Below are 14,949 nucleotides of genomic sequence, written 5' to 3'. Positions count from 1 at the left end.
ATTTAATAGAAGCTGAAGAAGCATAAAAAATGCTTTTTTTTGTAACAGTTGCTTACAAATGTCACGTTAATGTTTCAACAAGCTTTGGTATTATGATGCTAATAGAAATTTGGGAGTAATAAATAAATGCAAGGTAATGTACTTAGATGGGTTTTTCCATTCGTAGCACTGGCATTAGGTGTGGTTGGTTTTGCTGCAATTAATGCGATTGCAAAAGAGTCAGATAAAAAAGAAGTCATAGACACTCGTCCAACTGTACAGGTTGAAGCTGTTGCTGCTAACGATCATCAAGTCATCATTAATAGCTATGGTGAAGTGCAGCCACTAGAAAATACCCAACTTTCAGCGCAAGTGTCAGGTGAAGTCGTCAGCTGGCATCCAAGCTTTGTGGCGGGTGGTGTTGTGGGTCGCGGCGAAACCTTATTTACTATTGAAAAAGATAACTACGAGGCTGCGGTATTGCAAGCTGAAGCTGAACTTGCCCGCGCTCAAGCTACGCTTATAGAAGAGCAGGCTCAGGCTCAAGTAGCTGAAGATGAAGCAAAACGTTTTCCTAATAAAGCACGCACTGACTTATTTTTACGCAAACCACAAGTATTGAGTGCACAGGCTTCGGTTAAGTCAGCACAAGCTGCATTAAAACGAGCGCAGCGTGACTTAGACAATTGTGAAGTGAGCGCGCCTTATGATGCATTAGTGGTGAGTCGCAACGTAGGTGTAGGTCAGTTTGTCAGCATGGGCGCTCAAGTGGCTGAGCTTAATAATATTGAAACAGGTGAAGTGATTATTCCTATTGCTGGTTTTGACAGTGTGTTTTTACCTGATCGCGTTAAAGGGATAACCGCAACGGTTATTAAAACAGGGTTAAATGGGTTTACTCGCCAAGCCGTGATAGACCGCGATTTAGGGATTGTAGATAACGCCACCCGTATGAGCAGCCTAGTGGTTAGAATTGAAGACCCTTATGGGCTTACTAATCAGCAGCCTGCAATTAAGTTTGGTACTTATGTACAGGTAAACTTTGCCGGTACTATGCTCAATAATATTTATCGCTTACCGCAAGAGCTCGTAAATAATCAAACCGTGTGGATAGTTAATGATGAGCAGCAATTAGAGCCGCGAAAGGTAAAAGTAATTCGTGAAGAAGGTGAATATTTTTATATTAGCGATGGCTTACAAGCCAACGACAAGCTTGTTACTACCTTGCCAGAATATCCACAAAAAGGGATGGCAGTAAAAATAGCCGGTTTAACAGAGACTAAAAGTACAGATGCAGCAGAAAACGCATCTACTGAAAAGCTTTAAGGTAGGGTGAGTTATGAATAACACAGAGCAACCCAATACCAGTAAACAAACAGGGTTAATTGCTTATTTTGCTAACAACTCTGTTGCTGCCAATTTGATGATGTTTTTTATCATTGTAATGGGGCTTATAAGCTATTTTACTATTCAGCGACAAATGTTCCCGAATATAGAAGTTAACTATATTACTGTAAATGCAAATTACCCAGGGGCGTCGCCTCAAGAAATTGAAGAAAGTATCTTAATAAAAATAGAAGAGTCGTTAAAAGATATTACCGAAATTAAAAAAGGGGTGTATCGCGCATTTCGTAATGGCGGTTCTGCCAGCCTTGAAATTAACACCGACGCAGAACTTACCGACGTACTCGATAAAGTAAAACTGCGAGTTGATGGTATTGCGACTTTTCCTGCGGGAATGGAACCGGTCACCATTAGCCAAATAGAGTTTCGCCAAGATGTAATTGGTATGACATTAGTTGCCGATTTACCGTTAAATGAGCTCAAGCCAATAGCGAACCAGGTTGAAGACGAACTATTACAGCTATCGAATGTATCTTTAGTGGTAAACGATGTGCCATTGGATGAAATTGCCATAGAAATAGAGCCAGACACACTTCGCCAATATAATTTAACTTTATCGGATGTAGCAAATGCGGTACGTCGCTATTCGGCTAATTTTTCAGCCGGACAATTAAAAACGGATGCTGGCGTTATTTCAGTTCGAGTAGAAAATCAGTTTTATTCTGGTGAAGAGTTTAGGCAAATTCCGGTAAAAATTGGCGCCAATGGTGCCAAGGTGTTGCTACAAGATATTGCGATTATTAAAGATCAGTTTGTTGAAGGTGAGCGCTACTTTAAATTTAACGGCGAAAATGCGGTTTATTTATCGGTTAAAGCCACCGAAGAGCAAAATATTATTCCGGTGGCCGATTCTGTTAAAGCCTACATGGACCAAAAAAATAAAGAGCTGCCATTGGGTGTGCGTTTAGAGCCATTAATGGACATGACATACTACCTTAATGCACGCTTAGATATGATGAAAGCTAACTTGTTTCAAGGGGCTATTTTAGTTGCCATTATGCTTTCATTGTTTTTACGTTTTAAGCTGGCACTGTGGGTAATGATTGGTTTACCGGTATGTTTTTTAGGGGCGATGATGTTGATGCCATTATTTGGCATCACGATTAATATTGTGTCTTTGTTTGCCTTTATTATGGTATTGGGGATTGTGGTGGACGACGCCATAGTCATAGGTGAAAGCGCCTACACCGAAATAGAGAAAAAAGGCGGCGGTGTTGTCAATGTAGTGAATGGCGCAAAACGAGTTGCCACCCCGGCGACCTTCGGAGTACTCACAACCATTGCGGTATTTGCGCCATTTACACTTTCAAGTGGACCTGAAAGTGCCTTCTTTTATGGTATTTCAGTGGTAGTTATTTTATGTTTAATATTTAGCTTAATAGAATCTAAGCTAATACTACCAGCGCATATTGCGCATACTCACTTTTCACCTATAAACCCTAATGGCTGGCGGGCACGTTTTAATAAGCGCTTTTTTGGCTTTGTAAATGGGCCTTATAGGCAGTTTATTATTAATTGTATCAAATGGCGCTGGACGGTGTTATTTAGCTTTATTGCGCTGTTAATTTTTACTTTTGCGTTAATCTCGTCTAATCAGGTAAGAATGATCCCGTCACCTAAAGTGCCGCATGACTTCCCGCAAATTAATGTTGAAATGAATGATAATGTATCAGACATCCAAACCATTAACGCGATACGCCAAATAGAAGCTATGGTACTTGAGGTTGATAAACAAACAGCGCGTGAAGATGGCCATAAAATGGTGCGTGATGTATTGGTATTTAACCAAGGTCGAACCGAAGCGCAAATTTTAGCGCCATTGGTTGACGAAGATTTACGTCCATATAATGCCTTTGAGCTGTCGCGCCGCTGGCGTGAAGCGATGCCTAATATCGCGGGGGTTAAGTCGTTAACTATACAAGATGATGTTGGCGGTGGAGGTGGCGGCGGTAACGGTGAATTTGGTTACCTATTGTTTGGCTCTGATATAGATACCCTCAATGAAGCCGGGCGTCGCTTTATTCAACTATTGCAGCAGCAAGAAGGCTTATTTGATATCAGTTCAACGATTGATCCTGCTAGCAAAGAAGTACAAATGAGCTTAAAGCCAGTTGCCTATGACCTAGGATTAGACTTGGCATCAATTGCTAACCAGGTGGGGGCAAGCTTTTACGGTGGCGAAGCACAGCGCGTTATTCGCCGCGGTGAAGAAGTGCGAGTGATGGTGCGTTATCCTAAGCTTACCCGTGAAGCGTTCTCGTCACTTAAACATGCAGTTGTTACTACGCCACAAGGGCGAGAAGTGTTGTTGGGCGATGTGGTTGAACTAACAGAAACACCGGGTATCAGTTATATTCGTCGTGAAGGTGGTTATCGTACCGTGTATGTTTACGGCAATATAGATGAAGAAGTAATTGAGCCGGGTGAAGTGGTTAAGCAAGTAAAAGAAAACCTATTGCCACAACTACAAGATGAATACCCCAGTGTTAAGTCAGAACTAGGTGGTGCCATTGAGGAGCAGCAAGCGCAAGCTAATGAGCAATTGCTATTTTTTGCTGGCGGGATGATTTTGGTTTACATTTTGTTGGCTGTGCCACTAAAAAGTTACTCGCAGCCTTTAATTGTAATGTCGGTTATTCCATTTAGTTTAACGGGTGCAATATGGGGACATTTTTGGTTTGGTTTAGATATTAGCTTAATGTCGGGCTTTGGTTTAATTGCTGCTGCAGGGGTTGTTATTAATGACTCATTAGTAATGACTGATTTTATTAATCAGGCGCGTCGCGCGGGTATTAGTATAAAAGATGCCGTTATTGAGGCTGGCTGCGCCCGCTTTAGACCCATACTACTTACCTCAATAACTACCTTTGCTGGCGTATTACCGATTATGTTTGAAACTAGTTTACAAGCTAAATTTGTAATACCGATGGCGGTAGCACTTGGTTTTGCGGTTATGTTTGCAACACTGATCACCCTTATTTTGGTGCCGTGCTTGTACATTATTTTAACTGACATAGGGGCGCTGTTTAAACGCCCATTTACAAGTAAAAAGGTGAGTGTGAGTTAGTATTATATATCACCCTGCCCCGTCCTAAATGTGTAAACACATGTCAGGACAAGGCATCCAGCTGAATAAAAAAGCCAACCGTTAAAGCGGTTGGCTTTTTTGTGTTATTTTTATGAATGTAAACTTAAGTGCTGCTTTTAAATTCTGGTTACATTCTTTTGTTTGATTATTGCAACATTGCGAATTACAATCATTCGGTATTGGTATTACACAATGGTTTTTAACCTAATACTTTAGTTAATGCATATTAGCCTTCGAGCTAGTTTGCCTGTTGTAAGCCATATGATATGGGCGACGTTTGACTCTTTAAGGTGTTGCAGTGTTTATACATTCATCATTAACGTGTGGAGAATGGTTAACTATTGGTTGTCTTGGGCTCGATCAGTATAGCCAGCTATTTGTTGGTGATACGGTTAGTGTGAGCTTTTACGATGAGCATGGTGAATTATCTCAGCTAGCGTTTGAATATGAAATACTCTCCCCAGAGCAGGGTGAACCCCATGCTTGGAGCTTGCTGGTGGTTGAGCATATTAATATGCATATTCCGCTGGTGTGCGCTGGCAGAATGACAGAGCAAGGATTAGTGGTCGCTTATAGGCATAATAAAATATTTGCGCTTGAAAGTAGTGGTATTTGTAGCGCGGTGGTTCATTTTAATCGCGCTGAAAAAAATAAAAAATTAATTGCTGTAAATAGCCTTGGATACGATGCAATTTATCCTCAAAATGGCGATATGTATAGTGCAGGCACCAAAGTACTACAGCCTAAAACGGGGCATATATACCAGTGTAAGGCATGGCCATTTAGCGAGTTTTGCCGTGTAGATGAGCATAACACTATGTTTGAGCCTGGAGTTGGCGAAAGCTGGACTATGGCTTGGCAGCAAATACAGTAAATCAACTTCCCTTAGGTATAACGACAACAATAAAATTCACGTAGTTTTTAGTTATCGAATTTATACCGCTTTAGCCCACTCAACTATGAGTGGGCTTTTTTATTTTTATGATAAACTGGCCGCCATTGTTATTTTTTAAGCGGTTTTTTTGTGTCTTCTTCTGATTATTCTTTAAGCTTATTGCCTAATTTTCCTATTGCTAAAAAGCAACCTCATGCGCTTACTACTCACGCAAAAACACGCAGTGATGATTATTATTGGATGCGTGATGATGAACGACAAAATGCCGAAATACTCGCGCATTTAGCACAAGAAAACGCCTATTGTGATGAGCAATTAGCCGACATTAAGCCATTACAAAATACACTATTTGAAGAGCTTAAAGGGCGTATTGTAAAAGACGACAACACCGTACCGGTCAAAGATGGCCAGTATTGGTATCACTCAGAGGTTCGCGGAGATGATGAATATGCACGCCATTATCGCAGTAGCAGTATGGCAATGGCTAATAAAGCGTTACTACTTGATGTAAATGAACTTGCCAACGGCTATGAGTTTTATGAGCTAGGGGAAGTGGCGCTGAGTCCCAATGAGCAATTAATGGCATATTCTGAAGATACTGACGGCAGACGTATTTACACAGTTCGATTTAAAGATTTAAGCAGCAATAAAATGCTCGACGATGTACTCGAGATTACCGAGGGGCAAGTTGTTTGGGCGAACGACAATAAAACCGTATTTTATGTAAAAAAGGATTTAAAAACCTTATTAGGTTATCAAGTTTTTAGACATGAGCTAGGGACTGAGCAACACCAAGATGTGCTGGTATACGAAGAGCAAGACAGCAGCTTTTTTATGGGCTTAGGTAAAAGTCGTGATGAAAGCTTAATTATTATTGATTTAGCGAGTACAGAAACTAACGACATGTGGATACTGGATGCCAATCAGCCTCAAGGCGAGTTTACTGCTTTAATGCCGCGTGAAGAGGGGCATGAATTTGATATCGATAAGCTTGGTGATACTTTTTATATAGTGACTAACTGGCAGGCTAAAAACTTCCGACTAATGATTGCGACAAGCGATACCATAGCGGATAAAAGCCAGTGGCAAACACATACCCCTCACCGTGAAAATGTATTATTAGAAGGCGTTGAACTATTTAACGACTTTTTAGTGCTTAGCGAGCGCGAACAAGGGCAAGCCCGCTTTGTTGTGGTTAATAAAAACGCTGAGCGAATGAACCTTGAGTTTGATGATCCTTGCTATTACGCTGCTATTGCCATGAACCCAGAACCAAATGTAGCTCATGCGCGCATTTACTATTCAAGCTTAACAACGCCAGGTTCGCTCTATAATGTTGATTTAACCACAGGCGAAAAAACCTTACTTAAACAACAAAAAGTACTCGGTGATTTTAACGCAGGAGACTACCAGTCAGAGCGACTTATGGTCAGCGCTCGAGAGGGGGTAAAAGTGCCGGTGTCGTTGGTATATCGTAAAGATAGCTTTAAAAAAGATGGCTCAAATCCGTTGTTTCAATATGGTTATGGCGCGTATGGTATCACCATAGATCCAAGCTTTTCGAGTACGTCACTTAGCTTACTCGACCGTGGCTTTGTTTATGCAATTGCGCATGTGCGTGGTAGCGAAATGCTAGGGCGTTCATGGTACGAACACGGTAAAAAGCAGCATAAACAAAATAGCTTTAATGACTTTATAGATATAACCAAATCACTTACCGAACAAGGTTATGCAGATAAAAATAAAGTATTTGCATCGGGAGGCAGCGCGGGTGGTTTATTAATGGGAGCCGTAGCAAACCAAGCACCCGAACTCTACTGCGGTATGGGTTGCCATGTGCCATTTTTAGATGTGCTCACCACTATGTTGGATGAAAGCATACCGCTTACAACAAATGAGTATGACGAATGGGGTAATCCAAATGACCCTGATTTTTACGATATTATTAAAGCGTACTCACCGTATGACAATATTAGTGCACAACACTACCCCAATATATTGGTAACAACCGGCTTGCATGACTCGCAAGTACAATATTGGGAGCCAATGAAGTGGGTGGCTAAAATGCGTGAATATAAAACCGATGATAATATTTTAGTGTTTAAAACCGATATGGATGCAGGGCATGGTGGTGCATCTGGGCGCTTCAAAAGCTTAGAAGAAAAAGCACTAGAAATGGCCTTTTTTATCGCATTGTCATAGTAATAGTACAGTGACAAAAAAGCCTCAGTAATGACTGAGGCTTTCTATTTTTAAAATAACTTAATCTAGGTAGGCTTTTAGCATCCACACTAGCTTTTCTTGTTCTTTAATATAATCACTCATTAATGACGCGGTACCTTCATCATCCGCTTCAGCGGCTTGTGCAAGAATATCGCGCTGCATTTTGATTAAGCTGCTGTATCCGGCAAGTAAGTTTTCAACAGCGGTAACGCCATCGCTGATCCCTTTTGCTTCTTTAATTTCACTTACTTCTAAGTAATCTGAAAACGCATGCAGCGGTGCACCATCAAGCGTTAGAATACGTTCTGCGATTTCATCGACTTTTAACAGTAGTAAGTTATAAATTTCTTCAAACTTTAAATGTAATTCAAAAAAGTTTCGGCCTTTAATATTCCAGTGAAATCCGCGGGCATTCATATATTGAATTTGATAGCTGCTTAAAAGCGTATTCAGTGACTTAATAATATCTTCACTTTTTGTACTGTTTAAACCAATTGCATTTACTTGCGACATACCTTGCTCCTTAAATAACCGTTTTTATGAATTTTCACATATTGCTCAGTAAAATAAGTATTGCTCATAATCGTCTATGAATAAAATCGTTTATACATATTGATGCCATAGCTAAAAGCTATCAGCGTATCTGTGATTTTATAAATAAATTAACTAACGCCATTTCATAGATATGGGTTGTGTTTATAAAAATACTACCTTGAGCAGCGAAATTGTTTATTTTGTGAGTACAAAATATGATCTAAAACAAGCTTTTGATAGGCGTAGCAGAGAGTTATTTTATTTATTGATTTAGGTCAAAAAACACGCATAAGTAAAGCGCATAATCAATATAACCCAACTTGATAGAGAGCACTTTATTAAGTTAAGGGGCTACTTGATTAGATGCGGAGAGAAATAATGGAAGCTAAAACACGTAAAGAGAATAAAGCTGAACTCATCGTTATTGGTATTGCTTTGGTCGCGTTTGTTGTTGGATTAGTTGCGCACTTAGCGGGTGCGAGTTTTGCAAACTCTGATACCTTTGGTTATATCGCTGCACCCATGCCGCTGGTGTTAGGTATTATATTTTTGATCAGCTATAAAGTAGCCGCTGCAGCTGAGGACTAAATGTCCTCGTTCAAGCGCTCAAGAATATAATTAACGACTTGGCGAGAGTAAATCATACTGGTATGGCTTAAATGAAACACCTTGTGTTCAGCCATACCTTTAAGTTTGGTTTCATCCAGTAGTACGGTGCCATCAGAGCGGCTACCTTTAACAATGAGTGGCATTAAACCAATCGGTAAGTCGCCGGCAATACTGTATAGCTTGGCTTTAAAAGGCCAATCACCATTTTTAGACAGTAAAAACTCAACGCTATTTTTTAATAATAGCTCGAACCCTTTTTGCTGCATTTTTTCAGCAATATGGCTGCCAGTGTGTGGCGTACCTAAGGTGATCACCTTTTCAACATGATGACTTGGTGCTGAGTTTGCTTCTAAGTAGGCGCGAGCAACTAAGCCTCCCATAGAGTGGCAGACTAAAGCGGATGGTTCACCACCAATAAACTCATCTATTTGCGCAAAAATAGCATCTCGATTAGGGTCACGGGTGTTGTAGGTTAGATTTAAAACCTTAACCCCCGACTCTTCCAGGCGTGAGCACAGCGGGCGCATTACCAAGCCAGACATATACAAGCCATGTAAAACAATCACGTGTTTAACTTTCATACGCCCCCTAATACCAATTTTATTAAAAACATGATCATTCTAGCGTATTAAATAATCCGCTACCTGCGTTAAAAATTATTTATATAGAGCAACTATATGTCATCATTTTCGCCTTGTTATCGACTTATTTCTTTGTCGCTATAATGGATAACTAATTTAATGCAATTGGTATAACCTATTCTAATTACATTAATTGCTGAGGTTTTATCTCAATGTTAGTGGTGTCGGTATTAACCCAAACTTCACCATCTTGAATGGTAATAGCCAATTTAATATTACGATCAACCAACGCAGCTAATAACTGAGTAGCAGCATAATCAAGGCTAAAAATGCTTAAGTTTTTAAACTCGTACAATTTAGGCTGATGCTTTTGCCACCAAATAGCTTGGTTATTCTCGCCATAGGTATATAAAACTACTTTTTTAGCTTTATTACAGGCTTTTTTGAGGCGTTTTTCATCAGGTAGCCCCAGCTCAATCCACAGCTCTATTTCTTCGCTGTAATTAATATGCCAAAGCTCCGGCTCATCATCAGCACATAAACCTTTAGTAAACTCTAATCCATCACAGCTATTAAGTGCAAACGCTAGTAAGCGAATCATCAAGCGCTGCTCAGTTTCTGATGGGTGTTGTGCCAAGGTTAAATTAAAGTCTTGGTATACGTGACGGTCCATATCGCTAAGCGATAGTTGCGCTTTAATAATGGTAGATTTGAGAGCCATAATATCTAATCTGAAAAAATTTGCGCCAGTATAGCGCAATTAAATGAATTGCCAGTTAAAATAGCTACAAATTATATGTTAGGAGTTAAAAATGGCTATCCAGTGGTTCCCTGGGCACATGAATAAAGCCCGAAATGAAATTAAAGAAATAATGCCACAAATGGATGTGATCATTGAAGTGCTTGATGCGCGCATTCCTTACAGTAGCGAAAACCCGATGGTGGCTACCTTACGCGAAGGTAAGCCGGTCATCAAAATTCTAAATAAAGCCGATTTAGCTGATCCTAAAATGACGCAAACGTGGAAAGACTATTTTGAGCAAGAAAATGGCGTAAAAGCTATTGCGTTTGGTAACGATAAAGCCGCTGAAGTGCATCGTATTAATGAGCTGTGTAAAAAGTTAGTGCCGCACAAAGTCGGTGCTGATAAGCAAATTAAAGCCATGATCATGGGGATACCTAACGTAGGTAAATCTACGCTCATTAATGTACTTGCTGGACGTATAGTGGCTAAAACCGGCAATGAGCCTGCAGTGACTAAGGCACAGCAACGTATTAAACTTGATGATGGTATTATGCTTTATGATACGCCTGGGATGCTGTGGCCAAAAGTAGAGAACGAAAATTCAGGTTATCGTTTAGGCGCAACCGGTGCGATACGTGATACCGCATTGGAATACGAAGAAGTGGCAAGTTATACCGCTGAGTATTTATTACATGCCTATCCTGAGCTTTTAAAAGCGCGCTATAAATTAGATGAACTGCCAGAAAGCGATTGGGAATTTGTTGAAATGGCGGGTAAAAAACGCGGCTGTATTCGCGGTGGTAACCAAATTGATACGTATAAAATGTCAGAAATTCTAATTAATGAATTACGAGATGGCATTATTGGTCGTATTACCATGGAAACACCTGCCATGCGTGAAGAAGAAGAAATAATGGTAGCTGGATTGCGCGCGGCAGCAGAAGCGAAAAAGCAAGCTAAAGAAGAAGAGAAAAAACAACGCCGAGCACGTGCACGAAAAAACCGCCGTTAATTTTTAAAGCGTAAGTTAAAGCTTTACGCATTAAATTACAGACATAAAAAAAGCCCGTAAGGGCTTTTTTAGTTTCATATCTACCGTCACCGATATGAGCAATGTAGCAAGTAAATGAGTAGGGCGGAAACAGGTCATAAACAGCAAGGGGCGTTGTGGTTTATAACAGGTTTCCATAGCTGTTAACGTGCGCCACACGTTTGTTTCAGGGTCGAGAAACAAATGAACTTTTCCGTCACAAGAAGTATGCTTCGTCTTGTTGATAGTGATTATCAGTTAGATTTAAAGAACTGTCAACACCTAAATGCAAATAATTCTCATTTTATCTTTTTGTTCATTTATAGCACTAAAGTAAGGGCTGCTTTTTGCTACACATCCGCTTATGCTAAGTTAAGTATTATAAAAATAATAACAAGAACAAAAATATGTTTTCAATTTGGTTTATTAGCCTTATTGCTGTGGTGTATCTAGGGATATTATTTGCAGTTGCGGGCTGGGCGGATAGGCGTAAGGTGTTGCCATTTAAGGGCATGATTTATGGCCTATCATTGGGTGTATATTGCACCTCATGGGCTTTTTATGGCACTACCGCGCAAGCCGCAAGTAATGGTTGGTGGTTAGCGCCAACCTATGCGGGTACTATTATATTATTTATTTTTGGTTGGCAATTATATTGCCGTATCGCACATATTTGTCGACAACAAAAACTCACGTCATTGGCTGATTTTATTGCTACGCGATATGGTCAGTCGTCAAGTCTGTCAGGGCTGATCTCACTTATTTCAGTGATAGCAATTGTACCGTATATTTCTTTACAGCTAAGTGCGACCGCACAAAGTATTAATTTACTCACCGACCGAGCCCCCACTCAAAGTAACCAAGTGTGGGCTGATAGTACGTTTTACATCACTTTATTGCTGGCTTTATTTGCGATTTTATTTGGTGCCAGAAGGCTTAAACCCAGCGAGCATAATCCTGGGCTAATCGCCAGTATTGCCTTTGAATCAATAGTAAAGTTACTGGCCTTTATTGGGGTTGGTTTATATGTCTGTTTTGCTTTATTTGATAGCCCAGTAGCACTTTACGAGCAAGCAGTAGCGCTAAATATACCCAATCAAGTTGCGGCAACTCAAAGCCCTGCATATGTATATGTTGCCCATACTTTTTTAGGGGTACTGGCAACGCTATGCTTGCCGCGCCAGTTCCATATGAGCTTTATTGAAAATAACAATAATAATGAGCTGGTTACCGCTCGTTGGTTATTTCCGCTTTATTTATTAGCCATTAACATATTTATATTACCCATTGCTTATGCGGGGTTGGTTTACTTTAACGACAATAGTGTAGGTCAAGATACCTTTGTATTAGCGTTGCCAATGGCGGCAGATAATGGCGGGGTTACCTTGCTTGCCTTTTTAGGTGGCTTTTCGGCGGCTACCAGTATGGTGATTGTTTCGTCAATTGTATTGTCAGTGATGATCACTAATGATTTTATTAATCAGTTTATTTTGCGTCGCTCACAGTTAACGTCTAGTAGTCGAGGACTAGATAAAAACCACTTGCTGCATGCGCGTAAAATAGTGATTGTGCTGATATTATTACTAAGCTATTTCACTCATAGAGTGCTTGCAGAAACCACCACGCTAGCCAGTGTTGGGTTAATGTCGTTTACCTTGGTGGCACAATTTGCCCCTGCGATGATTATTGGTTTGTGGTGGCGACACGCATCATGTCGCGGTGCTCAGCTTGGGATTTTAAGCGGCTTTGTTATTTGGGGGTACACTTTGTTACTGCCGAACTTGGCCAGTGGCTTAGGTAGCCAAAGCAGTTGGTTAGTTGAAGGGCCGTGGCACATTACGTGGTTAGCTCCCACCGATTTGTTTTCATTGGGTTTAGAAAGTATTAGCCAATCATTACTATTGTCTTTAGGAGTCAATACGTTAGTGTATTTGCTTGTGCCACTATTTAGCCAAGCCACCTTGGCTGAGCGGCTACAAAGTAATAAGTTTATATCTCAATTAAACGACTCGCGATTAAACACCACATTGCAGCCACTCAATTATGAAGACCTAGGGGCATTATTACAGCGTTTTGCAGAAAAAGACGCGAGCCAGTCTTTAGTGCAGCAGTATTTCCCGCATGACAAAAGCCTATGGAAACGTGTCGCTAATGCTGATCTTGAGCTATTAGTTGAGCGTGAAATGTCGGCGGTTATTGGTGGTGCATCAGCACGGTTAATTTTAGATGTAGCGAAAAGTGAGCAGCGTCAGCCTCTAGAGCAAGTTGCCGAGTTTGTTGATGAAGCTAGCCAAGTGCTCAAATTTAACCGCGACTTACTACAATCTACAATCGAAAATATTCAGCAAGGTATTAGCGTTGTTGATAGTGAACTGCGTTTAGTGGCTTGGAATCAGGGCTACAAGCACATGTTTAATTACCCTGATAGTGCTTTATATATAGGTCGACCCGTTGCCGATATTATTCGCTTTAACGCTGAACGTGGCTTATTTCGTGGTGAAAATATTAATACTGAGGTTGATAAGCGTTTAGCTTATTTAAAGCAAGGCAGTGCTTATAAATATCAGCGTGCTCATAACGATGGGCGGGTTTTTGAAATGCAAGGTAACCCCTTGCCTGGTGGCGGGTTTGTAACAACTTACACAGATATTAGTGAGTTTGTTAAACAACAAAAAGCACTCACCGAAGCGAATGTTAGCCTTGAAGAAAAAGTGGCAACACGCACTGCTGCACTAACCCAAGCAAACCATGCGCTTTCTAAGGCAAAGCAGCAAGCTGAGCAAGCCACAGTAAGTAAAACACGTTTTTTTGCTGCGGCGAGTCATGATTTATTACAACCGTTTAATGCAGCAAGTTTGTTTTGCTCACTAATGAACGAAAAAGCCCAAGATACAGAGCTTAAAGAGCTAGCCATGAATATTAAAAATTCATTAGGCAGTGCAGAAGAGTTACTTTCAAGTATTTTGGAGCTAACCAAACTCGACTCAGGCTCGTTTAAAGTGCAGCTAACGGAGTTTAATGTGAGTAGTTTAATAGAGCCATTGCGTAATGATTACTTAGCGCTTGCTCAAGAAAAAGGTCTCAGCTTTGTTGTTGAATCGTGTGAAGCGCGAATTCACACTGACAAAGCCTTGCTTAAACGTGTACTACGAAATTTATTAAGTAATGCGATTCGCTACACCGAGTACGGTGAAGTGCGCTTAAAAGTGCTGCTTGAAGATCAACAACAGCTATCGTTTATTATTGAAGATACGGGCATTGGTATTGCCACCAAGGATCAACACAGTATTTATCAGGAATTTAAGCAATTAGGTGAGAAACCCAATGCTGAAGGGCTTGGTTTAGGGTTGTCGATCACCAAACGAATTTGTGACCTACTCGAGATCCCGTTAGTAATGGGGTCGCAACTAAATAAAGGCACGCAATTTACATTGACCATGCCATGTACTCCTAGTTTAAAAACTCACCCCGAGCCAAACCGAACTGCTAATCTTGAAACAGAGCTGGGCCTGTTAACTATTTGGCTTGTAGATAACGATCGCAATGTACTTGAAGCACTTAAACAATTGCTTGAAAACTGGGGCTGTGAAATTGCTACCGCCACTAACTTGATAGAGCTTGAGCAACTAAAAGCAGCGCATGAGCTGCCACAATTACTGATTGTTGATTATCAGTTGGATGATGGTGTAACGGGACTGGAGGTTATTGAACAAGCAGGACTAATGACATTGCCCGCCATTGTTAATACTGCAAACCATGATGAGCAAATTCGTGAACGTGTACTTGATGCTGGCTATCCGCTTTTATATAAACCGCTTAAAGCGCCTGCGTTAAAGCGAATGATAAAGCGGCTTACTTAAT

General features: G+C 40.6%; 10 protein-coding genes. 7 read left to right on the top strand and 3 right to left on the bottom strand.

All coding sequences use genetic code 11. From position 1 onward, the window contains the following. The first annotated feature begins 126 nt into the window (after positions 1-126). From B1F84_RS14825 to B1F84_RS14810, 4 genes are all read left to right on the top strand, one after another. The gene (locus B1F84_RS14825; protein ID WP_131691850.1) at positions 127-1,305 is read left to right on the top strand and encodes an efflux RND transporter periplasmic adaptor subunit; all 1,179 of its coding nucleotides are present in this window, start codon (positions 127-129) and stop codon (positions 1,303-1,305) included. Positions 1,306-1,318: 13 nt separating this feature from the next. After that, positions 1,319-4,450, top strand: a complete 3,132-nt coding sequence (locus B1F84_RS14820; protein ID WP_131691849.1) for an efflux RND transporter permease subunit — start codon at positions 1,319-1,321, stop codon at positions 4,448-4,450. A gap of 319 nt (positions 4,451-4,769) precedes the next feature. Further along, positions 4,770-5,345 (top strand): hypothetical protein, encoded by a 576-nt coding sequence (locus B1F84_RS14815; RefSeq protein WP_008464991.1) that lies wholly within the window; start codon positions 4,770-4,772, stop codon positions 5,343-5,345. Between the two features lie 150 nt (positions 5,346-5,495). Further along, the gene (locus tag B1F84_RS14810; protein ID WP_131691848.1) at positions 5,496-7,568 is read left to right on the top strand and encodes a S9 family peptidase; all 2,073 of its coding nucleotides are present in this window, start codon (positions 5,496-5,498) and stop codon (positions 7,566-7,568) included. A gap of 60 nt (positions 7,569-7,628) precedes the next feature. Here the strand turns inward: B1F84_RS14810 and B1F84_RS14805 are convergent, their stop codons facing one another. Next, positions 7,629-8,102 carry a Dps family protein gene (locus tag B1F84_RS14805; protein ID WP_008112861.1) on the bottom strand — a complete coding sequence of 158 codons (474 nt, stop codon included), beginning with the start codon at positions 8,100-8,102 and terminating at the stop codon, positions 7,629-7,631. A 399-nt stretch (positions 8,103-8,501) separates the two neighbouring features. On the opposite strand from B1F84_RS14805, the gene B1F84_RS14800 reads away from it, so the two are divergent. Further along, positions 8,502-8,711 carry a hypothetical protein gene (locus tag B1F84_RS14800; RefSeq protein WP_008112863.1) on the top strand — a complete coding sequence of 70 codons (210 nt, stop codon included), beginning with the start codon at positions 8,502-8,504 and terminating at the stop codon, positions 8,709-8,711. Here the strand turns inward: B1F84_RS14800 and B1F84_RS14795 are convergent. Next, complete coding sequence (locus B1F84_RS14795) at positions 8,708-9,313, bottom strand: alpha/beta hydrolase (protein ID WP_008112864.1); 606 nt, start codon at positions 9,311-9,313, stop codon at positions 8,708-8,710. The two genes, B1F84_RS14800 and B1F84_RS14795, sit on opposite strands and share 4 nt — an antisense overlap. Positions 9,314-9,497: 184 nt before the next feature. Further along, positions 9,498-10,034, bottom strand: coding sequence for a YaeQ family protein (locus tag B1F84_RS14790; protein WP_041709750.1), 537 nt, complete (start codon positions 10,032-10,034; stop codon positions 9,498-9,500). 91 nt (positions 10,035-10,125) lie between these two features. Between B1F84_RS14790 and ylqF the strand changes: the two genes are divergently transcribed. Beyond that, the gene (ylqF, locus tag B1F84_RS14785) at positions 10,126-11,070 is read left to right on the top strand and encodes a ribosome biogenesis GTPase YlqF (protein ID WP_131691847.1); all 945 of its coding nucleotides are present in this window, start codon (positions 10,126-10,128) and stop codon (positions 11,068-11,070) included. A 425-nt stretch (positions 11,071-11,495) separates the two neighbouring features. Further along, positions 11,496-14,948, top strand: a complete 3,453-nt coding sequence (locus B1F84_RS14775) for a PAS domain-containing hybrid sensor histidine kinase/response regulator (RefSeq protein WP_131691846.1) — start codon at positions 11,496-11,498, stop codon at positions 14,946-14,948. Position 14,949 lies beyond the last annotated feature (1 nt).

The organism is Pseudoalteromonas sp. DL-6 (assembly GCF_004328665.1).
Lineage (GTDB): Bacteria > Pseudomonadota > Gammaproteobacteria > Enterobacterales > Alteromonadaceae > Pseudoalteromonas.
The sequence above is the reverse complement of the archived record's forward strand: the minus strand, read 5'-3'. Positions and strand labels throughout refer to the sequence as shown.

Excerpts from the sequence above, each read along its gene's own strand:
- B1F84_RS14825 (WP_131691850.1), top strand. The coding sequence starts at position 127 with ATGCAAGGTAATGTACTTAGATGGGTTTTTCCATTCGTAGCACTGGCA.
- B1F84_RS14820 (WP_131691849.1), top strand. The coding sequence starts at position 1,319 with ATGAATAACACAGAGCAACCCAATACCAGTAAACAAACAGGGTTAATT.
- B1F84_RS14805 (WP_008112861.1), bottom strand. The coding sequence starts at position 8,102 with ATGTCGCAAGTAAATGCAATTGGTTTAAACAGTACAAAAAGTGAAGAT.
- B1F84_RS14800 (WP_008112863.1), top strand. The coding sequence starts at position 8,502 with ATGGAAGCTAAAACACGTAAAGAGAATAAAGCTGAACTCATCGTTATT.
- B1F84_RS14795 (WP_008112864.1), bottom strand. The coding sequence starts at position 9,313 with ATGAAAGTTAAACACGTGATTGTTTTACATGGCTTGTATATGTCTGGC.
- B1F84_RS14790 (WP_041709750.1), bottom strand. The coding sequence starts at position 10,034 with ATGGCTCTCAAATCTACCATTATTAAAGCGCAACTATCGCTTAGCGAT.
- ylqF (WP_131691847.1), top strand. The coding sequence starts at position 10,126 with ATGGCTATCCAGTGGTTCCCTGGGCACATGAATAAAGCCCGAAATGAA.
- B1F84_RS14775 (WP_131691846.1), top strand. The coding sequence starts at position 11,496 with ATGTTTTCAATTTGGTTTATTAGCCTTATTGCTGTGGTGTATCTAGGG.